24 protein-coding genes are annotated in these 25,299 nt (G+C 64.7%); 6 read left to right on the top strand and 18 right to left on the bottom strand.

The window, feature by feature from the left end; genetic code table 11:
• Window positions 1-107 precede the first annotated feature (107 nt).
• From B1756_RS07110 to B1756_RS07130, 5 genes are all read right to left on the bottom strand, one after another.
• Window positions 108-1,262 (bottom strand): acyl-CoA dehydrogenase family protein, encoded by a 1,155-nt coding sequence (locus tag B1756_RS07110; protein ID WP_086887909.1) that lies wholly within the window; start codon window positions 1,260-1,262, stop codon window positions 108-110.
• A gap of 458 nt (window positions 1,263-1,720) precedes the next feature.
• Entirely contained in the window at window positions 1,721-2,497 is a 777-nt protein-coding gene (locus B1756_RS07115) for an enoyl-CoA hydratase/isomerase family protein (RefSeq protein ID WP_086887910.1), read from the bottom strand.
• Between the two features lie 85 nt (window positions 2,498-2,582).
• The gene (locus B1756_RS07120) at window positions 2,583-3,371 is read right to left on the bottom strand and encodes an alpha/beta fold hydrolase (RefSeq protein WP_086887911.1); all 789 of its coding nucleotides are present in this window, start codon (window positions 3,369-3,371) and stop codon (window positions 2,583-2,585) included.
• 136 nt (window positions 3,372-3,507) lie between these two features.
• Window positions 3,508-3,960 (bottom strand): MaoC family dehydratase, encoded by a 453-nt coding sequence (locus tag B1756_RS07125; protein WP_086887912.1) that lies wholly within the window; start codon window positions 3,958-3,960, stop codon window positions 3,508-3,510.
• Between the two features lie 64 nt (window positions 3,961-4,024).
• Window positions 4,025-4,888, bottom strand: coding sequence for an SDR family oxidoreductase (locus B1756_RS07130; RefSeq protein ID WP_086887913.1), 864 nt, complete (start codon window positions 4,886-4,888; stop codon window positions 4,025-4,027).
• Window positions 4,889-5,114: 226 nt separating this feature from the next.
• Here B1756_RS07130 and B1756_RS07135 point away from each other — a divergent pair, with 226 nt between their 5' ends.
• Both B1756_RS07135 and B1756_RS07140 read left to right on the top strand, forming a co-directional pair.
• The gene (locus B1756_RS07135; RefSeq protein WP_086887914.1) at window positions 5,115-6,713 is read left to right on the top strand and encodes a long-chain-fatty-acid--CoA ligase; all 1,599 of its coding nucleotides are present in this window, start codon (window positions 5,115-5,117) and stop codon (window positions 6,711-6,713) included.
• 205 nt (window positions 6,714-6,918) lie between these two features.
• Window positions 6,919-7,395: a VOC family protein gene (locus B1756_RS07140; protein WP_086887915.1), complete on the top strand. Its 477-nt coding sequence runs from the start codon at window positions 6,919-6,921 to the stop codon at window positions 7,393-7,395.
• A gap of 107 nt (window positions 7,396-7,502) precedes the next feature.
• On the opposite strand, the gene B1756_RS07145 is transcribed toward B1756_RS07140, so the two are convergent.
• The 11 genes from B1756_RS07145 to B1756_RS07200 form a co-directional block, all read right to left on the bottom strand.
• Window positions 7,503-8,210, bottom strand: coding sequence for an ABC transporter ATP-binding protein (locus B1756_RS07145; protein ID WP_086887916.1), 708 nt, complete (start codon window positions 8,208-8,210; stop codon window positions 7,503-7,505).
• Window positions 8,207-8,959, bottom strand: coding sequence for an ABC transporter ATP-binding protein (locus B1756_RS07150; RefSeq protein WP_086890082.1), 753 nt, complete (start codon window positions 8,957-8,959; stop codon window positions 8,207-8,209). The genes B1756_RS07145 and B1756_RS07150 overlap by 4 nt, the downstream gene beginning before the upstream one ends.
• A 133-nt stretch (window positions 8,960-9,092) precedes the next feature.
• Window positions 9,093-10,226 carry a branched-chain amino acid ABC transporter permease gene (locus B1756_RS07155; RefSeq protein ID WP_228434526.1) on the bottom strand — a complete coding sequence of 378 codons (1,134 nt, stop codon included), beginning with the start codon at window positions 10,224-10,226 and terminating at the stop codon, window positions 9,093-9,095.
• Window positions 10,223-11,179, bottom strand: a complete 957-nt coding sequence (locus tag B1756_RS07160; protein WP_228434528.1) for a branched-chain amino acid ABC transporter permease — start codon at window positions 11,177-11,179, stop codon at window positions 10,223-10,225. Before B1756_RS07160 ends, B1756_RS07155 begins: the two co-directional genes overlap by 4 nt.
• A 179-nt stretch (window positions 11,180-11,358) precedes the next feature.
• Window positions 11,359-12,615 carry an ABC transporter substrate-binding protein gene (locus tag B1756_RS07165; RefSeq protein ID WP_086887919.1) on the bottom strand — a complete coding sequence of 419 codons (1,257 nt, stop codon included), beginning with the start codon at window positions 12,613-12,615 and terminating at the stop codon, window positions 11,359-11,361.
• A gap of 142 nt (window positions 12,616-12,757) precedes the next feature.
• Window positions 12,758-13,636, bottom strand: a complete 879-nt coding sequence (locus tag B1756_RS07170; protein WP_086887920.1) for an enoyl-CoA hydratase/isomerase family protein — start codon at window positions 13,634-13,636, stop codon at window positions 12,758-12,760.
• Window positions 13,637-13,939: 303 nt separating this feature from the next.
• Window positions 13,940-14,668 carry an ABC transporter ATP-binding protein gene (locus B1756_RS07180; RefSeq protein WP_394340695.1) on the bottom strand — a complete coding sequence of 243 codons (729 nt, stop codon included), beginning with the start codon at window positions 14,666-14,668 and terminating at the stop codon, window positions 13,940-13,942.
• Entirely contained in the window at window positions 14,652-15,461 is an 810-nt protein-coding gene (locus B1756_RS07185) for an ABC transporter ATP-binding protein (protein ID WP_086887923.1), read from the bottom strand. The genes B1756_RS07180 and B1756_RS07185 overlap by 17 nt, the downstream gene beginning before the upstream one ends.
• The gene (locus B1756_RS07190) at window positions 15,461-16,558 is read right to left on the bottom strand and encodes a branched-chain amino acid ABC transporter permease (protein WP_086887924.1); all 1,098 of its coding nucleotides are present in this window, start codon (window positions 16,556-16,558) and stop codon (window positions 15,461-15,463) included. Before B1756_RS07190 ends, B1756_RS07185 begins: the two co-directional genes overlap by 1 nt.
• Window positions 16,559-17,428 carry a branched-chain amino acid ABC transporter permease gene (locus B1756_RS07195; protein ID WP_086887925.1) on the bottom strand — a complete coding sequence of 290 codons (870 nt, stop codon included), beginning with the start codon at window positions 17,426-17,428 and terminating at the stop codon, window positions 16,559-16,561. It lies immediately after the preceding gene.
• An 82-nt stretch (window positions 17,429-17,510) separates the two neighbouring features.
• Window positions 17,511-18,752: an ABC transporter substrate-binding protein gene (locus B1756_RS07200; protein WP_086887926.1), complete on the bottom strand. Its 1,242-nt coding sequence runs from the start codon at window positions 18,750-18,752 to the stop codon at window positions 17,511-17,513.
• A gap of 113 nt (window positions 18,753-18,865) precedes the next feature.
• Here B1756_RS07200 and B1756_RS07205 point away from each other — a divergent pair, with 113 nt between their 5' ends.
• From B1756_RS07205 to B1756_RS07215, 3 genes are all read left to right on the top strand, one after another.
• A complete protein-coding gene (locus tag B1756_RS07205) occupies window positions 18,866-19,759 on the top strand; it encodes a CoA transferase subunit A (protein WP_086887927.1) in 894 nt (297 codons plus the stop codon).
• Window positions 19,749-20,519, top strand: coding sequence for a CoA-transferase subunit beta (locus B1756_RS07210; RefSeq protein ID WP_086887928.1), 771 nt, complete (start codon window positions 19,749-19,751; stop codon window positions 20,517-20,519). Before B1756_RS07205 ends, B1756_RS07210 begins: the two co-directional genes overlap by 11 nt.
• Before the next feature lie 333 nt (window positions 20,520-20,852).
• The gene (locus B1756_RS07215) at window positions 20,853-22,508 is read left to right on the top strand and encodes an acetate--CoA ligase (protein WP_086887929.1); all 1,656 of its coding nucleotides are present in this window, start codon (window positions 20,853-20,855) and stop codon (window positions 22,506-22,508) included.
• Between the two features lie 876 nt (window positions 22,509-23,384).
• On the opposite strand, the gene B1756_RS07220 is transcribed toward B1756_RS07215, so the two are convergent.
• On the bottom strand, window positions 23,385-23,666 hold the full coding sequence (locus B1756_RS07220) for a 2Fe-2S iron-sulfur cluster-binding protein (RefSeq protein ID WP_086887930.1): 282 nt from the start codon (window positions 23,664-23,666) through the stop codon (window positions 23,385-23,387).
• A gap of 3 nt (window positions 23,667-23,669) precedes the next feature.
• Window positions 23,670-24,167, bottom strand: coding sequence for a GNAT family N-acetyltransferase (locus tag B1756_RS07225; protein ID WP_086887931.1), 498 nt, complete (start codon window positions 24,165-24,167; stop codon window positions 23,670-23,672).
• 209 nt (window positions 24,168-24,376) lie between these two features.
• Here B1756_RS07225 and B1756_RS07230 point away from each other — a divergent pair, with 209 nt between their 5' ends.
• The gene (locus B1756_RS07230; RefSeq protein ID WP_086887932.1) at window positions 24,377-25,297 is read left to right on the top strand and encodes a 1,2-phenylacetyl-CoA epoxidase subunit PaaC; all 921 of its coding nucleotides are present in this window, start codon (window positions 24,377-24,379) and stop codon (window positions 25,295-25,297) included.
• Window positions 25,298-25,299: the final 2 nt, after the last annotated feature.

Consider the following 25,299-nt stretch of genomic DNA (forward strand, 5'->3'; position numbering starts at 1 on the left):
CACGATCCGTGATAATCGCTCCGGAACGGCGGCGACGGTGGAACAGCAGCGACGATGGGGCGGCCGTAAAGACGGAACGGCCGCGAAAACGAGACGGCGACCGTCGACTACAACTCGAGCGCCTGCCCGGCGATCGTCGTCTTCTGGATCTCGCTCGTGCCGCCGATGATGCTCAGGATCTTCGCATCGCGGTAGTAGCGCTCGAGCGGCAGGTCCTTGCGGTAGCCCTTCCCGCCGTAGATCTGGATGGCGTTGCGAGTGACGTACTCGGCGACCTCGCTGCCGGCGTACTTGGCCTTGCTCGAGGTACGGGTGTCGCCGTTGCCGTCGGCGAGCGCCGCCGCAGAGTCGAAGACCAGATGGCGCGCACCGTCGAGGCGGGTGTCCATCTCCGCGATCAGGACCTGAACCGCCTGGTATTCACCGACTGGGCTGCCGCCCTGCTCGCGGTCGCCAGCGTAGTCGACGGCCTCCTCGAACGCGCCGCGGGCGATGCCGGTACCGATCGCGCCCAGCGCCGTCCGAGCCATATCGATCGTCCCCATCGCGATCCGGAAGCCCTGGCCGATCTCGCCGAGGACGGCGTCCTCGGCGACGGGAACCTCCTCGAGCGTCGAGTCGCCGGTGACGTGCCCGCGCATGCCCATGAACTCGACGCGGTCGAACGAGAAGCCCTCGACCTCGTCGACACCGGGGACGAGGAAGACGCTGACGCCGTGGCCCTCCTCGGGAGCCGGCCGTTTGCGTGCGACGACGAGGTGGACGTCCGCGACGCCGGCGTTGGTCCCGAAGGACTTCTCGCCGGTGAGCAAGTAGCCGTCGTCGGTCTCTTCAGCAGTGGTGGACAACTCCGTCGGCGAACTCCCCGCGTCGGGTTCGGTCAGCAGCATCGAGCCGACCGTCTCACCAGTGGCCATCGGCTCGAGCCACTGCTCCTTCTGGGCCTCGGTGCCGAACTGGGCGATCGGCAAGGCGGCGAAGGTGTGGCCCTGAATGGTCTCGGCGACGGCCCCGCTGACGCTCGCGATCTCCTCGACGGCCAGACAGTACGAGAGGAAGTCAGAGCCCTCGCCGCCGTACGCTTCGGGCAGGAGGATGCCGAGCAGCCCGCGGTCGCCGGCCTGCTCGATGACCTCCCGGGGGAACTCGTCGGTGCGTTCGATGCGGTCGGCCTCCGGCGCGACGACTTCCGCCGCAAACGTCGCTGCCCGGTCGCGGAACTCGCGGTGCTCGTCCGAGAGCGCGTTCTCGATGAGTGTCATACTCGCATCTCCTCGGGAACGGCCTTAAAAGTTCTCGAGTCGGCTAGTCTCCGTAGCTGGGTTTCAATGTCGTGGATTCGAATGGACTGAAAACACCACGAAAGCCCCTGCCGGTATCCGGTCGATGGGCTCGCTGCGCGCGCTCGCTTCGCTCGCGTGCTTACGTCGCCCGTCTTCGCGGATACCGGCAGCCCCGTTCATTCCCACCCGCGTAGCTTGGCCGGTCTGCCGATACGGGTGGGAATGAAGGGGGCCGACCCGCTCGGTCCTTCCCCGACGAAGTAAGCACCGCAGTGGAACGAGGAGCGTGGTTCGAACGTCGGAGACGTTTCGTCATCACGAAAGATCGAAGATCTTTCGAACGACAGCGAGTCGCGGATGGTCGAGCGGGTCGGGGGCTTTCGTGGTGTTCCCAGTGGGAAACGATACAGAAAACGTGACACCAGCGTATACGAGGGCTATTCGCCGGTAAAGTCGGCGTCGCGCTTCTCGCGGAAGGCGGTGATCCCCTCACGGTGGTCCGCAGTCTCGAGCAGGGTGCTCTGGGCGAGCGATTCGATCAGGCCGGCGGTCTGGGTGTCGGTGTCTCGAGCGGCGTTGACGACGCGCTTGGCGAGGCCGACGGCCTGTGGCGGCTGCTCGAGCAGATTCGCTGCGTATTCGTCGGCAGCGGCCTGGGGGTCGTCGTCGACGCGTTCGACCAGTCGGATCTCGCGGGCGCGCTCGCCGTCGATGAGTTCGCCGCTGAGGATCAGGTCCTTGGCGACGCCGGGGCCGACGAGCTGGACGAACCGGGAGCAACCGCCGAGGCCGGGGATGAGGCCGATGTTGTGCTCGGGGAAGCCGAGGGTGGCGTCGGGGCTGGCGATACGGACGTCACAGGCCAGAGCGAGCTCGAGGCCGCCGCCGACGCAGGTACCCTCGATGGCGGCGATAACCGGCTTCTCGAGGGTTTCGATGCCGTCGAAGGCCCGGCCGAGGATGCGGGAGTTCGACCGGAACTCGTGGGTGGTCCACTCCTGGGCCTCCTCGAAGAGGCCGACGTCGGCCCCGACCGAGAAGACGTCGGCGCTGCCAGCGAAGACCCCAACGCGGACGCGGTCCTCGCGGAGGACGTCGACCGCTTCGGCGAGTTCGTGGCGCATCTGCTGGTCGATGGCGTTCACCGGGTCGTTGTCGATACGGACGGTCGCGACGCCGTCGTCGACGGTGACGTCGAGCGTGTCGAAGGACATGGGCTTGGAAACGGGTGACGAGACCTTGAATCATGTGATCGTCGTCGGGGCGGGAGTCGCTCTGGTCACCGCCAGCCGTCTCCGCTTACTGCTCGTCGTCACCGGTCACATCCGCGAGAAACGCCGCCACAGCGTCGTTGAACGCCTCGGGGTGCTCGCGCATCACCATGTGCGCGCCGTCGGGGATCGTCTCGAGGCGGGCGTCGTCGACCTCCTCGACCAGATACTCGTGATACGCCGGCGGGGTCAACTGGTCTTCCTCCCCGGCGAGGGCGAGAACGGGGACGTCGATCTCCGCGAGCCGGCCGCGGACGTCGAACCGGTCGCAGGTGACGAAGTCCCGGCGGGTCACCGCGCGGCCAGTGTCGGTCATCTCGGCACGCGCCGCCTCGCACCCCTCGGCGTCGGGGTCGACGAAGAGCCGCCCGGGGTCGTGGACGAACTCGAGCGCCCGATCGAAGTCCTCGGCGAGCCACTCGAGCAGGTCGGGGAGCACGGCCAGTTTCGCGCCCGTGCTGGTCAGGACGGCCGCCTCGAGGTCGACGTCGCGCTCGAGGAGTACCTGCAGGGCGACCGCGCCGCCGAGGGAGAAACCGACGACGACGCGTGCGCCGGTCGCCTCGAGCACGGCACAGACGTCCTCGACGTAGGCCTCGAGAGCCTCCGCGCCCGGTTCGGCGTCGACGTCGTCGGAGTCTCCGTGACCGCTGAGATCCATCGTGACCACGGGATAGCGGTCGGCGAGGTCGCGCTGGCCGACCCAGGTCTCGCCCGTGCCGCCGCTGCCGTGGACGAAGCAGATCGGCGGGCCATCGCCGCCCTCGTCGGTGACGCGATACGCGGTTGCTCTGCCGTGGTGGGTGACCGTCTCCATGCAAGGCGAATGCGTGGCCTGTGAGATAAACGCTCCCACTCGATTCCCCTCCCGACGACGATACCGTCCATCACTGTCGAACGTGGTGCCGGCAGAACGGCGGACGGTAACCGAAGCCGGACGGGACTCGGCGTGATCAGTCGCGATTCCGGCACAACAGGATGTTCGTTCCGATCCAGCTGAGCACCAGTTCGTCGTCCTGATTGTACGCTCGAGTCTCGTTTCGAACGTAGCCGCGGTCCTCGCGGGTGGTCGATGGCTCCGCCGAGAGGATCTCGTTCTCGACGGTCAGGGTGTCGCCGGCGTAGACCGGTGCCGACCACGAGAGTTCCTCGAGTCCCGGCGACCCGATACTGTCGCTCTGGGCGAGGAAGCCGTCGACGAACAGGCGCATGCAGACGCTCGCGGTGTACCAGCCGCTTGCGATCACGTCGCCGAAGGGCGTCTCTGCGGCGGCCGCCTCGTCGACGTGGATCGGCTGTGGATCGTAACGCTCTGAGAACGCACGCATCTCGTCTTCGGGAACCGTGTAGCTCCCGAGGTCTCTGACGGTGCCTTCCTCGACGTCCTCGAAGTAGATCGTCGCCATGGCCGGGACGAAAGCGCGCGGAGAGTATAAAACGGTGCGATTAGTCGGCACGACGGTGCGTCGATCAGTCGTCGCCGAGCCCCAGTTCGTCGCCCAGTGCGTCGATAACCTCACCGGTGCTCCAGCCTCCCTCGCGGGTGACCGTTCGCTCGATTTCGGGGTCCGGCACGACACCGATCTCGTCACCGACCGCGCTGATGGTTCGTCCAGTGATATCGGACGCGTCCTCGCTCATGAGGGCAGCGACGACTGGTGCGACCTTCTCGGGAGCGAGCGAGTCGTCCTCGAGGATACCCTCGGTCATCCGGGTCGCGGCGACGGGGAAGAGGGCGTTCACCCGGACGTTCGAGCCGGCCAGTTCCATCGCAGCCGTGCGAGTGAGTCCGAGGACGCCTGCTTTCGCTGCGCCGTAATTTGCCTGCCCGACGTTGCCCAGCGCCGACGGACTGGTGACGCCCAGGAACGACCGTTCTCGCTCGAGGCCGCCTTCGGTTTCCTCGTTGCGCTGTCGCCAGTGGCGCGCGAGATTGCGCAGGAGCGAGAAGTGCCCCCGGAGGTGGACGTGGATCACGGCGTCCCACTCCTCGGCGCTCATGTTCGTCAGGTAGGAATCCCGGAGGATGCCCGCGAAGTTGACCGCGCCGTCGATTCGACCGTACTCCGCGAGCGTGTCCTCGACGAGCTGGTCGGTGTACCCGAGATCGGTGACGTCGCCGACGTGGACCATCGCGTCGCCGCCGGCCGCTTCGATCAGGTCGACCGTCTCCCGTGCGGGCCCCTCGTCTTCGCCCTCGCCGTGGACCGAGGTTCCGAGGTCGGAGACGACCACCGAGGCACCCTGGTCGGCGAGCTCTCTGGCCGCCGCCCGGCCGAGGCCACCGCCGCCGCCCGTCACGATGCAAACCGTTTCGTCCAGCGCGTCTGTCATGCGAACTGGTGTGTCGTCCACGATTATCAAACGTGCGGGTTCGTCGAGAGGAGTTACCACCACTCAGGGGGTCGGGCGCGTGGGGCGTCGGGCGAAGACCCCTCGAGGGCGCGCCGACGGTGAGCGATACCACAACATTAATTTGATCTGTAGGGGTTGTTCGGTATGGAGTACCACAGGAGCCGTGAGTCCTGTCGACCGATCAGGACCACCATCGAAGACACCCATGAAACAACCACTGCTCACCACCGACTTCCTCGACCGTGCAGTCGACCTGTTCGCAGACGACGTCGGCATCGTCGCCGAGGACGGGACCGAATACACCTACGGCGAGGTCGGCGACCGCGTCAATCGCCTCTCGAACGCCCTGCGCGAGCGGGGCGTCGAGAAAGGCGACCGCGTCGCCCTCCTCTCGAAGAACTCCCACTACTTCATCGAGACGCTGTACGCCACCACCCAGCTCGGCGCGCTGTTCGTCCCGCTGAACTTCCGCCTCCAGCCCGAGGAGTACGACTATCTCGTCGGCGACAGCGACCCAGACGTCTTCATCACCGATGCCGAACACGCCGGCACGGTCACTCACCTGCAAGACGAGGGCGGCGTCGACGAGTGGATTTGCTACGACGCCGACGACGCCGAAGCGGGCCAGTGGGATGACTACGAGGCCGTCCTCGAGGCCGCTTCCCCCGACCAGCCCGAACGCCCGGACATCTCCGAGGACGACGACGCGACCATCCTCTACACCTCCGGGACGACCGGCGACCCGAAGGGCGTCGTCCACACCCATCGAACCCAGCACTACCACGCGATGGTCCACGCCCACCACGTCGAGTTCGAAGACGACGACGTCCTGCTGTGGACCTCCCCCATGTTCCACATCAACGGCTGGGGCCACATCTACGGCCTCACCGGCATCGGTGGCAAACACGTCATCGTCCGGGACTTCGATCCCCAGACCGTCTTCGAGCGCATCGTCGAACACGACGTCTCCTTCCTCGGCGGCGCGCCCACCGTCCTCAACTTCCTGCTCGAGCACAACGAGGAACACGACGTCGAGACGACCGGCGCGAACCCGGTTCGCGTCGAGACTGCCGCGAGCCCGCCGCCGAAGCGGACCATCCGTCGCACCGAGGACGAGCTCGGCTGGCGGATCATCCACGCCTACGGCGCGACCGAGACCGGCCCGCTCATCACGACGAGTAACTCCCCGCGGCGAATTCAGGACGGCGACAAGTACGACATCGTCAACAAGCCCGGCTTCGCCACCATCAACACCGAGGTGCGCGTCGTCGACGAAGACGGCAACGACGTACCCTGTGACGACGAGACCAAAGGCGAGGTGATCGCCCGCGGCAACCAGATCCTCGACCGCTACTGGAACAAACCCGAGGCGACCGAGGAAGCGTTCACCGACCGCGTCGAGGGCTGGTTCCACACCGGCGACATCGCCACGATGGACGCAAACAAGATGCTCACCATCGTCGACCGCAAGAAAGACGTCATCATCTCCGGCGGGGAGAACATCTCGAGCATCGAGGTTCAGGACGTCCTCTACGACCACCCCGACGTCAGACTCGCCGCCGTCATCGGCGTCCCTCACGAGAAATGGGGCGAGACGCCGAAGGCACTCGTCGTTCCTCACGACGGTGCCGACCTGACCGAAGAGGAGATCATCGAGTTCACCCGGGACCGGCTGGCCCACTACAAGTGCCCGACGAGCGTCGAGTTCCGCGAGGACCTCCCCCAGACCTCGACGGGGAAGATCCAGAAGTTCGAACTCCGCGAGGACTACTGGAACGACGACGAGGACCGGCGCGTCAACTGACCAGCCAACACCGCATCACTTACGCCACTCGAGTGCCGACGGACGACGGGCGATCGCCACCCAGCACCCGCCGCGTCATCACCGGCACGCACGTCTCGCGTCGGCGATCGCTTTCCGTTTCTGCACCCCCAGTGGGACCAGCGGCGTGGACACCGTCGGCCGAGTCGACAGCTATTTTGCTCACTCGAGTGCAGACGGTAGTGGCATGGATTCACACGACGTACCCATCCGCGTCGACCACGTCGGCATCGCCGTCGAATCGGTCGCCGACGCCGAACCGGTACTGGCCGCTCTCGGCTGTGAAAAGATCGTCGACGACGTCGTCGAGGACCGATTTCGGTGGGTCTACTACGAACTCGGGAACGCCTCCCGGATCGAACTCATCGAGCCCGTCGCCGAGGAGAGCTTCCTGACGACCTATCTCGAGGAACACGGCCCCGGCCTCCACCACGTCACACTCGAGGTTGGCGACATCGAGGCGGTGATGGAGGTACTCGAGGCCAAGGGGATCACGGTGGTCGACTACGCCGAGTACGAGGGCTGGAACGAGGCGTTCGTCTCGCCGCGAAACGCGACCGGGACGCTGTTCCAGCTGATGGAGTACGCCGACGAATATCCCGAGAGTCAGGGCCTGTCGGGCGAGGAACTGTACGTCGGCGGGAGTCGGGTCGATTCGGACTGAGTCCGTCGCCTGACCACCGACTCGACTCGAGTTCGACACCTCACCACCGACTTAGGCCGAGCCCGCCGCCGGACTCCACTCGAGCGAGAGAAAACAGCGAAACGAACTCAGACGCCGAGGTACTCCTGTTGAAGCTCCTCGTCGGCCCGCAGTTTCTCGGTCGTTACCTCGTCGACGATGTGGCCTTCCTCGATGATGTAGTGGCGGTCGGCGATCGCCATCGCTGCCGCGACGTTCTGCTCGACGATGAGGACCGTCACGTCGCGGTTCTCGTTGATCCGCTGGATCGCCGACTCGACCTCGCGGACGATCAGTGGGGCCAGCCCCTCACAGGGTTCGTCGAGCAACATCAGGTCCGGGTTAGCGACGAGCGCGCGAGCGATCGCCAGCATCTGCTGTTGCCCGCCGCTCAGGTTCTTCGCCGCCCGATCCCGGATGTCGGCCAGGTCCGGGAAGACGTCGTACATCTCGGCCTCCGGGAGTGGATCGTCGGCCGCCGTCGCGGCCACGTGGATGTTCTCCTCGACGGTCAACCGGGGGAAACACCGCCGCGCTTCCGGAACGTAACTCAGTCCCATGCCCGCGATCTCGTGGCTCTTGCGCTCGAGCAACTCCTCACCCCGGAAGCGGATCGAGCCGTGGAAGACGGTCGGCATCTCCGCGCCGACGATCGACCGCATCGTGGTCGTCTTGCCCGCACCGTTGCGCCCGAGCAGCGACACCGTCTCGCCGGCCTCGATCTCGAGGTCGATCCCGAACAGCACGCGACCGGTCTCGTAGCCCGCCTCGAGATCCGACACCTGTAGCAGGGTCATAGTTCGTCCTCCATGCCGCCGAGGTAGGCCGTCTGGACCGCGTCGTTCGCCTGGATCTCGTCGGGCGGCCCTGTCGCGAGGACCTGGCCGCGGTTGAGAACCGTGATCCGATCGCTCATCGAGAGGACGATGCTCATGTCGTGTTCGATCAACACGAGCGTGAGGTCGTACTCGGACTGGAGCGACTCGATCATCGCCGCCGTCTCCTCGGTCTCGGTCGGACCCATGCCGCTGGTGGGCTCGTCGAGCAACAGGACCGACGGATCGGTCGCCAGCGACATCGCGATCGTGAGCCGCCGCTGGTCGCCGTGCGAGAGGTTCGCCGCGGATTCGTGGGCCTGTTCGGCGAGGCCGACGCGCTCGAGAATCTCGTAGGCATCCTCCTCGGCGACCCGGCGGCCGGTGCGGAACAGGTCGAACGAGAACGGCCCCTGTTCGATCGTCTGGGCGACGATCCGGACGTTCTCGAGGACGGTCTGCTCCTCGAACAGCTGGTTCGACTGGAACGACCGAACGAGCCCCATGTGTGGGCGCTCGTGCTGGGGCACGTCGGTGATCTCCTCGCCCCCGAAGTACACCTGCCCGCCGGAGGGCGTGAGGGCGTTCGTGAGGACGTTGAACAGCGTCGTCTTGCCAGCCCCGTTCGGACCGATGATCGAGCGCAACTCGCCTTCCTGGACCGCGAGGTCGACGCCGTCGACGGCGACGAAGCCGCCGAAGGACTTGGTCAGTCCCCTGGCACCGAGCATCGCTTCTGCGGGGTCGCCGACGGTCGACGACGCGGCCCGGTCGGTCGCCTGGGCCTGATTCTGGTCTCGGTCCTGTTCCTGGCGCTGCGTCTGGTCTGTGCCTGTCGTCGCGGTGTGCATGTCAGTCTCGTTGTCAGCCATCGGTTCGCCACCTCCGTGCGAATGCGAGTGCGGTCAGCGTTCGGTCCCGGACGAAGCCGTAGATCCCGCCGCGAGGCGACGCGAGGATCACGATCACGAACGCGAGCCCGAAGAAAAACTGCCAGTAACTGAGGACGCCACCGACCTCGAGGGCACCCACGCCGGGGACGGTGACCGTCCCCAGCGAGAGCAGGTACTCCCGGACGAGGTACCAGGCGCCAGCGCCGACGGCAGGGCCGAAGAAGAAGCCGATGCCGCCGAAGATCGCCATCAGCAGCACCTCGGCGCTGGTCATCGGCCCGAAGTTCTCCAGCGAGGCCCCGTGGTTGTTCACCATCAGGAGCGCTCCGGCGAGCGCCGAGAACGCTCCCGAGAACGTGAGCGCCCAGACCTTGTACCGGTAGATGTCGATCCCCATCGCGCTCGCCAGCTCCTGATTGTCGTGGATGGCCACGAGCGTCCGCCCGAACGGCGAGCGGACGATCTGCCAGAGGCCGAGCATCGCGACGACGAAGACGATCGCGACGAACCAGTAGTAGTCCGGCTCGAGGCCGAGATAGCCCAGCAGCGTGGCGAACCAGTCGACGTCGATGACGCGCTCGCCGCGCAGGCTGGTGATCCACTCCGGGGTCGTCCCCGACCGGATGCCGTCGGAGCCGCCCGTCAGGCCGCCCGGGTTGGAGTTGACGAAGAAGTGAAGCATCATCCCGAACGCGAGTGTGAGCATCGCGAAGTAGATCTCGCCGTACTGGACGGTGAGTCGCCCGATCAGGTACGCGATGGTGGCCGCGAGCACGATGGCGAGCACGGTCATCACCGAGAACGGCATGTCGAAGTACGCCAGCCCGATCGCGGTCATGTAGACGCCCGTGCCGAGGAACATCGCGTGGCCGAACGAGAGCAACCCGGTGTACCCCAGCAGGAGGTTGAACGCCGTCGCGAACAGCATCCAGATGAGGATGGTCGTCGCGATGTGTGGGCTACCGAGCAGCAGGTCGCTGCCGATGACCGGCCGGATGAGCAGCGCGATCAGCAGGATGCCGATCGGGACGCGCAGCAGGCGGAACACCTCCATGGCGTCGAGCCCGCGAACTCGTTCGACCAGTGAGGTTGATGCGGAACTCATTCGAGTAATCCCTCCTCACCGAAGAGACCGCGCGGTCTGATCAACAGGATGGCGAGCATGATCAGGAACGGGACGATGCCGCCGATTCCGGGGACGGCGAGAGCGTCGATCCCGGTGGCGGTCGCGAGCGCACGGACCATCACCGGGGCGACGAAGACGCCGATGCCGATCAGGAGGCCGGCAACGACGCTCCCGAAGATGCTGCCGACTCCGCCGACGATCACGATGACGAACGCCAGCAGGACGTACTCGAAGCCCATCGCGAGGTCCATCCCCGTCTCAGCGCCTCGAAGGACGCCCGCGAGGCCGGCCATGGCCGACCCGAGGAAGAACACGATCGTAAAGCGCGTCGGGATGTCGATGCCGATGAAGCCCGCCATCTCTCGGTCCTGCAACCCGGCACGGATCGTGAGTCCGAAGTCCGTCCGGTACATGAGCAGGTAGGTGCCCACGATCACGAGCGTCGCGACGACGATCGTCAGCAGCCGAATCGTGGCGATGCGGCCGACACCGAACGTGATCGAGCCCTGGAGGACCGCCGGCAGGTCGAACGTCAGCGGCGTGCCGCCCCAGCGCGCCCGCGTCGCCTCCTCGATCATGATGAAGACCCCAAAGGTCGCCAGTAACCCGATCAGGGGGTTCTCACCGTAGAGTCGACGGAGGACGCCGACTTCCATCGCGACGCCGACTGCCCCGACAGCCAGTGGGACGACGAGGAAGGCAACCCAGAACGGCAAGCCCTGCATGGCGATGATCTCGTAGGCACCGTAGGCACCCAGCATGAAGAGACCACCGTGAGCGAAGTTCACCACGCCGAGCAGGCCGAGGATGAGCGCCAGCCCGAGCGCGATGAGCGCGAGTACCAGTCCGTAGACGACGCCGCCGAGAAGGTTCTGGGCGAACAGCCGCGGGTGGACCGCGACGGTCAGCACGATCAAGATTGCAGTAGCCACAAGCAACGCCTTCGTTAGCGGCGACTGTGACTGAAACTGTAGTCGAAACGTCTCGAGTGTGGATGTCGGTGTCGATGTCGTCATATCTCCCATCCGTCGTTCGTATGTTCCATTGTGTCGTGTACTGAAATCGGAATCCCAACCGTCAGTCGCGATACGGTCCCCGCGCTTGCAGGTGGTTACAGTTCACACTCCGGGTCCGGTTCGGGCGAGGCCTCCTCGCCTTGCATCACGTCTGTCACCTCGAACCAGACGTCGTACGGATCGGTCTGCTGATCGTCGACGTCGAGCCCGCGGGTAACGTAGGTCGGCTGGACGAGCTGGTTGTCCGCCTCGCGCCAGTACAGCTGTTCGTCGGTCGGCTGGAGGTCGTAGATCAGGTCGTTCTCGATCACGTGGCCACGCAGTTCGTCGCGGATCGCCTCGCCCTCGAGCGAATCCGCACGCATCGACGCCCGGACGAGCTGATCGACCGAGACGTAGCCCATGTAGTGACGGACGAACGGGCTGTGATCGGAGACCTGTGCGATCTCGTCGAGCCAGTCTTCGGGCACGTCGAGTCCGGCGCTCCAGCCCTGAGCGTTCACGTCGAGCAGCGCCGCAGACGCCGGGTCGATTCCGAAGAGCGAGACGTCCTCGGTCTGGTGCATGCTGAACGTGTACTCGTCTTCGATGCCGCGACTGAGAATTTCCTGGGTCACCGACCGCTGGTCCAGCCCAGCGGTCAGCAACGCGATTCCGTCGGCTCCGGACTGCTCGGCCGCGTTCAGGTACGGGCCGTACTCGGTCTCGGGGAACGGCACGCCTTCCGCTCCGATGACATCCGCTCCTTCGGCCTCGAGCGCTTCCTCGTAGGCGTCACGTGCCGTGTGTCCCCACGTGTAATCGGAGTACAGCAGGAACCACTCGTCCTCGAGGTCGGCCATCGCCGGCGCGGTGGGCGCGACCTGCATCGAGTTCGACATGTAGGGGCTGAACATGTAGGACGCACACTCGGCACCGGTGATGTCGTCGCTACCGCCGTGGACCGAGACGGGTACCTGGTTCTCGGTCCCCCAGCTACCGGTCGCGATGGCGACGGCGGAACTGACGCCGCCGAAGGCCATGTGTGCGCCGTCGTTGATCACCATGTCCTCGATTCGCTCGACGGCCGCGTTCGGGTCGGCCTCGGAGTCGCCCTCGACGATCTCGATCGAGACGTCGAACTCCTCTTCCAGGTGCTGGGCAGCGAGGATGCCACCGTCGCGTTCGGCCTCACCGTAGGGCGCGAATGCACCGCTCAACGCCGTCGGGCAGCCGATGACGATCTCGTCTGCGTCCTCGGGACTCTCGCCGTTTGCACCGTTTTCACCGCCAAGGCACCCTGCGAGGCCAGCAACACCGATCGAAGCCACGCCTGTTCGGGTGAGAAAGCTCCGCCTGTTGATCCCACTCATGATTGCGACTATGCAATAACCCCCATCGCATATATAGGTTGTGTAGAATAGCGGGGAATTGATACGAAACTCGGAGCAGGGATCGACCTGCTGGTCCCCCTCGAGTGTGAATCCGGGGCGAGCGACCCAACCGGACCGACGGCTACCAGTTGGGACTGCGCTTCTCGAAGAACGCCTCGAGCCCCTCGTCGAAGGTCTCGGAGTCGCCCATCCGCGTAATGACCGAGCGTTCTTCCTCGAGGTGGTCGTCGAGGTTGGCGCTAAAGCCCGAGTCGACGAGTTCCTTCGTCCGGGCGTACACCTCGGTCGGCCCCTCGGCCAGCCGGCCCAGGTCGTCGGTGACGGCGTCGACGAACTCGGATTCGGGACCGGTGTAGACGTCGTTGGCCAGCCCGAGGTCGACTGCGGTCTCGGCGTCGATCGGCTGGGGGTCGAACAGCAACTCCCGCGTCCGATAGGGACCGAGCGTCTGGACGAGGAAAAACGGCGTCGCGTTGTCGGGCGTGAGTCCGATCCGGGCGAACGCGGTGTCGAAGGTCGCGTCTTCGTGGACGTAGATCAGGTCAGCAGCGAGTGCGAAGCCGAGACCGCCCCCGGCGGCCATGCCGGTGACGGCGGCGACGACCGGTGCCGGGAAGCTTCGAACCGCCCGGATGAAGCGGTTCGACGCGGCCGCGATCGTGTCGATTCTGGCCGAACGCATCTCGTCGGGCTTCTGGTCGATCTCGTGTAAGTCGGCACCGACGGAGAAGACCGGTTCGCCGTAGACGACGAGACAGTCGACCTCGCCGGCGAGCGACTCGACGGCCGTCGCCATCGTTTCGACCTTCGACGGTGAGAAGGCGTTCAACGATTGCTCGCTTCCTTCCATGACGAGACGGGCGATACTGGCTCCGCTCTCAGCGTCGGTGCTGGTCGCGGTGTCGCCGTCGTCACTGTCGACGTCGCCGTCGCTATCGGCGTCGACGTCGACGTATTCGATGCGTAGGTTCTCGTGAACGCGCTCTGTGCTCGAGATCATTGGCTTTCGTACTCGTGGTCGTGATCGTGATCGGCAGTCTCGGTCGCGCCCGGTCGACTCAGGCCGAACCCGCGTTCCGCAGATCGACGCGTGGGAGTGCACGTGAGACGCCGCCCCAGTGGTTCCGGCACCCGCTCGATCTGGGTAGTCGAGTCGAGTCCCGCGCCGACCCGGAGTAGTACCCGTCCCGCGGACCGATTACCGATCGTCATCGTCGGTCGCGTAGGCGGTACTCTCCACGCCGCGTGTAATGACGATTTCGGTGGAGACCTGGACGACGACATCTCGCTCACCACCAGCCCGCTATTTGACGCCGAGATAGCTCTCCATCGCCTCACGGTCCTCGAGCAGGGCCGAGGCCGGCGACTCGTGGACGATGTTCCCGTTCTCGAGCACGTAGGCGTGGTCGGACAGCTCGAGGGCCATGTTGGCGTTCTGTTCGACCAGCAGGATCGTGACGCCTTCCTCGTTCAGTTCGCGGATGATGTCGGCGACGTCCTCGACGATCTGCGGGGCCAGTCCCTCGCTCGGTTCGTCGAGCAACAGCACGTCGGTGTCGGGGCCGAGTAACGAACGCGCGATGGCGAGCATCTGCTGTTCGCCCCCGCTCATCGTCCCGGCTTTCTGGCCCCGCCGCTCGTCGAGTCGCGGGAAGCGCTGGTAGATCTCCTCGAACCGTTCGCTCTGGTCGTCCGCACCGCTGTGGGCGGCCAGCCGCAGGTTCTCCTCGACGGTCAGCCCGCCGAAGACGCGTCGGCCCTCCGGAATCCACGAGATTCCCTCTTTCCGGGTCTCGTGTGGCTCGAATCCGGTGATATCCGTCCCGCCCAGTGTCACGGTGCCAGCCGCGGGCGGGGTCAGTCCCATGATGCTGCGGAGGGTCGTGGTCTTGCCGGCCCCGTTCCGGCCGACGAGCGCGACGATGTCACCGCGACCGACCGACAGCGAGAGGTCGAACAGGATGTGGCTCTCGCCGTAGTAAGTATCGATCGAGTCGACGACGAGCAGATCGTCCTCAGACACTGCCACCACCTCCGAGGTAGGCTTCCTGCACGCGGTCGTCGCTGCTGATCGTCTCGGGTGGCCCCCATGCCAGCAGTTGTCCCTCGTTCAGCACGCCAATCTGGTCGGAGATGTCCATGACGATATCGACGTCGTGTTCGATCAACACCACCGTCGCCTCCTCGGAAATTGCTTCGATCAACTCGACCATCTCGCCGGTCTCGTCCGGGCTCATCCCCGCAGTCGGCTCGTCCATCAACAGCAAGTCCGGGTCGGCCGCCAGCGCGATTCCGAGTTCGAGGTGCCGGCGCTGCCCGTACGCGAGATTCGCAGCCGGCGTCGCAGACTCCTCTGCAAGCTGGATGCGCTCGAGGATGTCGCGAGCGTCCGCGATCGGTTCCTCGAGGGCGGCGTGGTGGCGCGTGAAGTCACTCGGCGCGAAGCCGGAGTAGTGTGCCTGGGTCGCCAGACGCACGTTCTCGAGGACCGTAAGATCCTGGAAGAAGTTGTTGATCTGGAACGAGCGCACGATCCCCCGGTTGACGATCCGGTGGGGCGACTCGCCGACGATGGACTCACCGAAGAACTCGATCGTCCCCGACGTCGGCGTGTGCTTGCCCGTGACCATGTTGAAGAAGGTCGTCTTGCCGGCCCCGTTCGGACCGATAATCGACGTGATCCCGCCGGCCGGAATCTCGAGTGAGACGCCGTCGACGGCAGTGAGCGTCCCGAACTTCTTGGTGAGGCCCTCGGTCTTGAGGGCAACATCGGTCATCCCGGTGTCGGTCGACGCTGCAGTCTGTGATTGAGTAGCATCACTCATTATCCTTTCACCTTCTCGATGTAATTGCGAAGCGTTTTTCTGGCGTTCGTGAGTGCCTGACTCGGATCGTTCCGGATCGAAATCAGGATCCCGGCAAGTCCTCGTGGTGCGAAGATCACGACCACGATGAAGATGCCACCGAGGATGATCTCCCAGCTGGCCACGCCGCCGAGGAGGTCCTCGACGAGGACCACCAGACCGGCCCCGAGCATCGGCCCCCAGAGGGTGCCGAGGCCGCCGAGCAGGAGCATGACGATCAGTTCACCGCTGATCTCCCAGTGGAGCAGGCCGGGGTGAGCGACGCTCTGGAACGGCACGTAGAGACCGCCCGCGAGGCCGGCGAAGCCGCCGCTAATCGAGAAGGCGATCACCTTGTAGCGGGTAACGTTGTACCCGATGAACTCGACGCGCTCTTCGTTCTCGCGGATCGCCTGCAACACGCGACCGAACGGGGAGTTCGCGAGCCGAACGATCGCCGCCAGCGACACCACGACGAGCGCCAGCGTCATGTAGAAGTACAGGAGCCGGTGATCGAGGCCGGCCAGCTGGTGAATCGGCTCGCCGAATAGCTCGAAGCCAGCGACCCCGACCAGTCCGTCGTCAGCGCCAGTTACCTCGTCGACGTCGAGGATGGTCGCTGGCAGGTCGGTAAACGCGATGACGTAGAACATCTGGGCGAAGGCGAGCGTCAGCATCGCGAAGTAGATTCCCTTCGCACGCACGCTCAGCCAGCCGATGATCGCGGCGACGATGACACCCACGACGATGGAAGCTGGTAACACGACGAACAGGTTCTGGGTGTACTCCCGCATCAGCAGTGCAGCCGCGTAACCGCCAGCCCCGAACATCGCGGCGTGACCGAACGAGAGCAAGCCGGCGTAGCCAAAGATGAAGTCGAGGCTCAGTGCGAGCAGTGCGAAGATCAGCATCCGCACCAGGATGTTCAGCCAGAACGGCTCGAACACATTGATGACCGGTGCGACGACGGCCAGCAACACGACCGCGATGGCCACCGCGAGCCGGCCGCGAGAGGAGAGGATCTCGCTGCCCGTCTCGAGCGCGTGACTCCGATCGAAGAAGTCGGTGAACCACTGCATCTATGCTGCCTCCGTGGCCCCGAACAGGCCACTTGGTTTGATGATCAGGACGATCGCCATCATCGCGAACAGGAACAGCTCCGTCAGAGTCGGTGCGATCACGGAGCCGTAGGCCGTGACGAGCCCGACCAGCAGGGCCGCGTAGACGGCCCCGCGGAAACTCCCCAGCCCGCCGATGACGACGATGACGAACGCCTCGATGATGATTCCCATCCCCATCCCGGGGTGGACAGAGCGCGAACCCCCGAGCAGGACACCGGCGATTCCGGCGAGTATGGCACCGAAGACGAAGACGCCGGTAAACACCTTGTTGACGTCGATGCCGAGGGCGTTGACCATCTCGGTGTCGTGGGCGCTCGCACGCATCAGGATCCCGAGGTTGCTCCGCTCGATTCCGATCCAGATCAGGGCGATCAGGACCGTGCTGACGATCAGCACGAACAGCCAGTAGACCGGATAGGTAACTGGGCCGACCTGAATCGTGCCCTCGAGAACGGTCGGGACGTCGATCCGTCTGGATTGGCCGCCGAAAATCAGGACGATCGCCCCCTGAATCGCGATCGCAAACCCGAAGGTGAGCAGGATGTGATACAGCGGGTTGCGGCCGTAGAGCGGGCGAAGCGAGAAGATCTCGATGGCCGCCCCGATCAGGCCCACGAACAGCGGTGCCAGGAGCAACGCCAGCCAGTAGTTCCCGAACGTGCCGGCGATGACCGTTCCGAAGTACGCACCCAGCATGTAGAGCGCGCCGTGGGCGAAGTTGATGACGTCCATCATGCCGAAGATGAGCGTCAGCCCCGCGGCGATCAGGGCGAAGGTCATCCCGAGCTGGAGGCCCAGGAACGTCGATCGAATAAACACTTCTAGCATACTATAATTTCACCTGTCTCTCTGAAGCCAGTCTGTGACTCCGCTCGGCCCGTTCGATCGCGACGTACTCGAAGGCATCGATCTAGAGGCTGCAGCCCCAGGTGGGGCCCTCGATGTCTTCGAACGTCTCGATGACCTCGTTCTCGGGACCATCGTCACCCTCGACGACCTCGCGGACGTAGAGGTTGTGGACCGGGTCGTGCGTCTCGGAGTTGAACGCCAGCGGTCCACGCGGGCTGTCGATCTGGAGTCCCTCGAGTGCGGGGATCAGGTCGTCGGCGTCGGAACTGCCCGTTTCCTCGACTGCGGCGGCGAACGCCTGCGCGGAGTCGTACCCCTGACACGCGTACACGTTCGGTCCCTCGCCGTAGGCGTCGGCGTAGGCGTCGTAGAACGTCTGGTTGCGATCGGTGTCGAGCGTGTCGGCGTAGTGCAACAGCGAGTACATGCCGAGTGCGGAGTCACCCTGGGCGGGCAGGGTGTCACCCGAGAGCAGGAAGCCGCTGCCGGTCTGGGTCATCTCCTCGTCGAGGCCGAAGTCACTGAACTGGTTGACGTAGTTGACCGCGTCGTCACCCGCGAAGAACGAGAACACCGCCTCCGCACCGCTGTCCTCGATCTGGCCGAGGTACGAGGAGTAGTCGTCGGTGCCAAGCGGCGCACCGACTTCGTCGACGACCTCGCCGCCGAGGTCCTCGAACTCCTCGGCGAAGAAGTCCTTCGAGTTCACGCCGAACGCGTAGTCAGCGTAGGCCAGACAGACGTTGTCGGCGACCTCGTCGTAGACGAACTCCGCGAGCGGCGCGGAGGTCTGCCAGTCGTTGAACGAGGTCCGGAAGTGATACGGCGTACAGCCGTCCTGTGTGACCCGGTAGTCGCCAGCGTTCGCATTGAACCAGATTGAATTCGCCTCGGACTGAACGGTGTCGATCATCGCCATCGCGACCGCACTCGAGACCGGGCCGACGATGGCGTCTGCCTGGTACTCGACGAGCAGTTCGCGGGTGACGTCGACGCCGCGGTTCGTGTCGGCTTCGGTGTCTCGCTCGACGAACTCGACCTCGCGGCCGTTTACCTCGCCATCGTGTTCGTCGATATACAACTCGAAGCCGTTGGTGATGCTCTCGCCGAGCATCGCGTAGGTCCCCGTGTACGGAAGCGCAAAGCCCACCGTCAACGTGTCGTCGTCTTCGCCGCCGGCACAGCCAGCCAGCGCCGCCGCACCGACGGCTCCAGCACCTGCGAGATAGCCTCGTCGTGAAATCGTTTGTGATGTCGTCCCCACGGTTCGCGATTCGCTCGTACCACTGTCTCCCTGAGACATACCCGGCTATCCATGCCGGATCGGTATATAATTTTTGATCAGCGGCGTTGACAGCCGGTGACAGTACACAGAGTAGAGAACTTTATACGTCCCTGTTCGGAACGTGTGGGTACATGGCAACAGACTCGGAGCCACTGGCCGAGGCTGTGTCTCGCATCGAGCCCGGAAGCTCGATCGCGACCGGCCTCGCGCTCGAGCACGCCATCCCGTTTGCCGCGGGACACGAACTGCTCAGACAGGGAATCGACGATCTGACGCTCATCGGGCCGATCAGCGACCTGCTGTTCGACCAGCTCGTCGGCGGCGATGCGGTGTCGGCGGTCCGGGCCGCGTGGGCGGGCAACGTCAGCGCCGGAACCGGCTACCGGTTCAGGGAGGCCGTCGAAGACGGCCGCATCGAGGTCGAAGATCACTCGAACTTCAGTATCGCCCTCTCGCTCAAAGCGGCCGCAATGGGCGTCCCGTACCTGCCGACGCGCTCGATCCTCGGCAGCGACATCTTCGAGCGCAACGACCGCTTCCTCGAGTCGACCGATCCGTTCACCGAGGAGACGGTGGCGCTGATTCCCGCCATCTCCCCCGACTGGACGATCGTTCACGCCCAGCGAGCCAGCCCGCAGGGCGACGCTCACCTCTGGGGGAATACCGGCATCACCGATCCCGCCGTCGGTGCCGCCGACAACGTCCTCGTCACCGCAGAGGAGATCGTCGACCCCGAGGTCATCACGAGCGACCCGAGCCGGGTCGCCATCACTCGCGAGCAGGTGACCGCCGTCGCCGAAGTCCCCTTCGGCGCTCACCCCTCGCCCGTCGCCGGCTACTACAACCGGGACAACGAGTATTACCTCGAGTACAGCCAGCAGACGAAGACACAGGAAGCGTTCGACGAGTGGGCCGAGACGTGGGTCTACGGCGTCGACAGTCGCGAGGAGTACCGCGACCTCGTCGAGGCAGACCTCTCGATCACCGAACCGACCGTCGCCGCGGAGGTGCAGTATGGCCAGTGAGTACACCGACCGGGAACTGATGGTGACCGCCGCCGCGAGCGAGATCGACGACGGCGACGTCGCCTTCGTCGGGATGCGCCTGCCGCTGATCGCCTTCCAGGTCGCCGTCAGCACCCACGCCCCGAACGCGATGGCCGTCTACGAGAGCGGCGTCGTCAGGGACTCTCCCGCCGACGGCTTCATCCACACGATGTGCGACCTGCCGAACCTGAACGAGGCCGTCTCGACGACCGGCATGATCGACATCATGTCCCGCCTCCAGCGTGGCGACGTCGACGTCGGCTTCCTCGGCGGTGCCGAAATCGACCGCTACGGCAACCTCAACACGACGTGGGTCGACGCCGGCGACCGGGAGATCCGGCTGCCCGGCAGCGGCGGCGCCTGTGACATCGCCGCCATGGCCGGCCGGACGGTGCTGCTCATGCCCCACGAACCCCGCCGGTTCGTCGAGGAAGTCAACTACGTCACCAGCCCCGGCTACGCCAGCGACGGCTCCGCCCGGGAGAACCATCCCGCACCCGGCGGCGGTCCAAGTGCCCTCGTCACCTCGAAGGCCACGTTCGGCTTCGACGACGCCGGCGAACTCTACCTCCGGAGCCTCCACCCCGGCGAAGACGCCGACGAGGTTCTCGAGGCGTTCCCGTGGGACGTCAACACCGCCGAGGACGTCGGCGAGGGAAGCGTGACCACGACGGCCGAACCGACCGCCGAGGAACTCGAGCTGGTCCGGACCTTCGATCCGGACGGGTTCTGGACCTGAGCTGGCACGAGCGGACGCTGTCTCGGCGTCTCACCCGGTTCGTGGGAAGCCGAACGAACGAGGTCGCTGTCGGAGACAGTAATACGTTCTTCCCCCATGAACGTAAAATGAACGGGTGGTCGGCCGTAGTTACGCACGTACCACCGTAAATAAAAAACGGCGTATAAATTTGCAGGAATTGTGCCCGGGTGGCGACGACCAGTCGTCGGTGACTGTGGCCTCTCAGCCGGTCACGGACGGTACCGAACTGCCCGGCGTGGTACTATTCTGGAAGGAGTGGGCGAATGAAAACCAGTAGCTATATAATTTGCTGCTCTGTTGGTTTACCCAGCTATGCAGCCTACCATTCCGGAGGAGTACTTGCCAGACGAATCGGCCGCTCCGGACTACGTGTACACCACGCCAGAGGTGCACTACCCGAAGCACGTCAACGTCGCCGACGAACTCGTCGACCGCCACGTTCGCGAGGGACGGGGAGACAACGTCGCGATTTACTTCGAGGACGAAGAGATCACCTACGCCGACCTTCAGGAGCGAGTAAACCGGATGGGCAACGCCCTGCGTGACCTCGGCATCGAGGCCGGCGACCGGGTCGTCGTCCGCTTCCCGAACCGACCCGAGGCCGTCGTCACCTGTCTCGCCGTCCAGAAGATCGGTGGCGTCGCCCTCCCCTCGATGAAACTCCTGCGCGCGAAGGAACTCGACTACATCATCAACAACGCCGAGGCGAAGGCCGTCGTCGTCTACGACGATCTCGTCGACGAGATCGACAAGGCACTGCCCGACCTCGAGACCGTCGAGAACGTGATCGTCGCCGAGCGAAACGACGTCGACCACGACCACCACAGCTACGACGAGCTTGTCGAGGCGGCCGACTCCGAGCTCGAGGCCTACGAGACCGAACGCGACGACCTCGCGTTGATGCTCTACACCAGCGGGACGACCGGTCGCCCGAAGGGCGCGATCCACACCCACCGTCAGATCCTCGCGACCGCGGACACCTACGCGCGATACTGCCTCGAGCCGACCGAAGACGACGTCTTCGGAGGCAACCCGCCGCTTCCGTTCGCCTACGGCTACGGCGACCTCGTCACGTTCCCGCTCCGGTTCGGCGCCAGCACCAGCCTCGTCGAAGACGCGAGCCCGGCAGACCTGCTCGAGGCCATCGAGAACCACGGCATCACCGTCCTCTGTTCGATCCCCACCGCGTTCAACCAGATCCTCTCCCAGCACCCCGACGGCCCCGAAGAGTACGACGTCTCCTCGCTGCGCGTCGGCATGAGCGCCGGCGAGCCCCTGACGCCGAACACGTTCGAGAACTTCGAGGAGGCCTACGGCATCGACCTCCTCGACGGCATCGGGACGACGGAGATGCTCCACATCTTCATCAGTCACCGCCACGACGACGAGGAAATCGACCCGACCGCGACTGGCTTCCCGGTCCCCGGTTACGAGGCCAAGATCATCGACCCCGACACCGGCGAGGAACTCGAGCGCGGGGAGTCCGGCCTGCTCGCCGTCCGCGGCCCCACTGGTATCGAGTACTGGGACCGCCCCGAGAAGCAAGCCGACGCCGTCGAGGACGGCTGGTCGATCCCCGGCGACATCTTCGTCATGCGCGAGGACGGCCGCCTCGAGTACAAGTCCCGGCGCGACGACCTCATCATCTCGAGTGGCTACAACATTCCCGGACCCGAAGTCGAGGCCGTCGTCGAGGAACACGAGGCAGTCTCGGAAGTGGCCGTCGTCGGGAGTCCACACGAAGAGCGCGGTGAAATCGTGAAGGCGTTCGTCGTCCTCGAGGAGGGCCACGAGGGCTCCGACGACCTCGTCGACGAGATCCAGAACCACGTCAAGAACACCCTCGCACCGTACAAGTACCCGCGAGACGTCGAGTTCTGTCAGTCGCTTCCCCGCACGGAGACGGGCAAGATCCGCCGCACCGAACTGCGCGATCAGGAACGCGAGAAAACGGCCGAAGCACAGTAGTCGGCAGGCCCGACTGCCGTCGATCGCTCCTCGAGAACTCGTCACCGTCGTTCTTTCCGATTCGACCGTGTCACGCTGTCGTCGACCCTCGGCGAACGGTCCTGTCAACGTCACATACCATTACGAATGGCGTAATCGGGTAGCGTATACGTATTTCGTAATGCCCGATTCGAGTCGTCCCGACGTTGAATTTGTCATGAACAATCTGATCCTACTGGGCAGTCTCCAGCACGGTTCGCCGGTATTTACACAAGTACACTTGTAATTAGATGAGTGTCGAACGACCGACGTCCGCACGTGATTTCACGTACCGTATACACGACCAGCACGCGCTCTTGGTAGAGATTTCGGCCGATCGACCGTCTCGCCAGCACGGCGTTTCGCCGACCGACGTGACAACAGTTACAGCAGTACGACTGTAATAATTCGATCGGCGAACCTCCGACGGCAGTCGAATGAAACGGCTCCGCTAGAAGCGGTGGGCATCGGGTGACGTGCCAGCGCGTCGAACGGTCGTCGAGATCGAATAGTCGGTTCCACGACGCGACCGGGAGTATGCAACTGTTGTATACATCATTCGTATACACTCGACGGGTGCCACTCCGGGAGATCGGCGAGCACCACCGCCGGCAGCCGACCCGTCACGTGGCAATCGACCGGCCTCGAGGACAGCCGAACGGCGACCGAAGCGGGCCCGGAGGCAATGGTCCTCGCGCGCGTGAGCGGAATCGAGAACTGGTGGCCACAGCTCGAGCATACGGGGCCAGTAGAGCGGAGAGTCACCACGAAACGGGGCCGGTCCGGCGGGCCACGAGCGCCAGCGACGGCTCCGGTGAGGACGAACGCAGGGAAGACGGAGAATGCGTCGACAGAAGCTCAGGGGCTCTCGTCGGTGCGAAGGCGAAGGTCCGACCGCGGTTTCGCGATACAGGTGAGGACGTAGCCTTCTTCCTGCTCTGAATCCGAGAGGAACATCCCCTCGGACTGATCGACCTCACCCTCGAGCAACATCGCGCTGCAGACGCCACAGACGCCCATGCGACACTGGTAGGAAGGGCGCAAGCCAGCTTCCTCGGCTGCCTCGAGGATCGGCTTGTCCTCCGGGACCTCGATCGTCCGGTTCTCGTCGACGAATTCGACGGTGTACGTTTCGACCATCGCTCACCGCTCCGATTCCATCGAGCGTTCGTAGACGTGTTCGACCGCGTCGAATCCGTTCGCCTCGTAGAACGTCGCGGAGTCGTCGTCGCCGTCGATCACGTCGACGCGGTAGAAGTCCACGTCCTTGCCGGCGTCCTCGAACCAGTCGTGGACTGCCTCGAGGAGCGCGCTGCCGATACCTTCGCCGCGGTGGTCGTCGTCGACGAAGTGACCGTTGATGTAGCCGTGATTCTGCAGGCGGAAGATCGGGTGATTGCCCATGATCCGGGCCTCGAGGACGCCGACGAGGTCGCCCGACGCTTCCTCTTCGGCGACGAAGACCGCGCCGTACTTCGCGTCGAGCAACTGGCTCTCGAAGTACTGGAGCCAGCGTTCGTCCGCGCTCTCTTTGTGGTGATAGCGGTCGTCGTACTCCGAGAGGTGGTCGGTGAAGCCGTGCCAGAGTTCGAGCAACTCGTCACCGTCTTCTCTCCGGGCCTTCCGTATCTCGTACGTCATGGTCTACCCTCTGACGTGGACCACCAAAAAAGGCACCGATAGCTCGAACCACGTTCACGACAGCCTGCTGGCAGGAAAACGACCCGTCGAATGGCGGGAATCGTGACAGGTCCTGCGAGCGATCGAAATCTGGCCAGACGGTACGCTCAGCGTATACAGAAAACAATTATAACCCTGGCGTGATAACGATCAGTCGAAGGCCTGAACCTATGCCCAGTGAGAAGCAATTCAAAGAAGAGTTACAGAACGGGCGGATGATCGAATCGGTAGACGAGATGACCGACGGCTACAAACAGGCGCTCAAGCAGATTCTGACCGTCTCGGCAGACACCGAACTGATGAGCGCACCGGCGTACTACGAGCAGTCGCTCAACGCGCCGTCGCTCGACGCCCGCGCATCGTGTGTTAGCGTCATCCAGGACGAGCTCGGCCACGGCCACATCGCCTATCGCCTGCTCGAGGACCTGGGAGAGGACCGACACGAGCTCATCTACGAGCGCGAACCCCACGAGTTCCGCAACACGTACGGGTTCGACCAGCACATCGACACCTTCGCGGAACTCGTCACCGCGCACGGGCTGTTCGACCGCGCGGGCATCACGCTGCTCGCGGACGTCCACGAGAACACCTCCTACGCGCCGTGGAAGCGCGCGCTCACGAAAGTCAGCAAGGAAGAGCAGTTCCACCTCCGCCACGGCGAGACCTGGATGCGCCGACTCGCCAACAACAACGAGAAGACCCGCGAGAAGGTCCAGGACGCCGTCGACTGGATGTTCCCGATGGCCGTCGAGTGGTTCGGTCTGCCCGACGACAAGAAGAAACACGACGACCAGCTCGAGTACCGCCTGAAGGGACTGAGCAACGACGAACTCCGTCAGGACTGGCTGCACCGCGCCATGCCGTTCCTGACCGAACTCGACCTCGACGTCCCGGCGCACTACGACGAGGAGCAAGAAGAGTACGTCCTCGAGTACGACATGCCAGTCGCCTTCGACGAGGACAACAAGGAGTGGCTGTTCGACGAACCGATCTCGTGGTCGGACGTCATGGACCGCTGGCGGAATCGGGGCCCGGCGAACGAACACTACGTCGACCTGCTCCAGTCGGGCACCGTCGAGGTCCAGATCTAGAT

The sequence above is a fragment of the Natrarchaeobaculum aegyptiacum genome, assembly GCF_002156705.1.
Lineage (GTDB): Archaea > Halobacteriota > Halobacteria > Halobacteriales > Natrialbaceae > Natrarchaeobaculum > Natrarchaeobaculum aegyptiacum.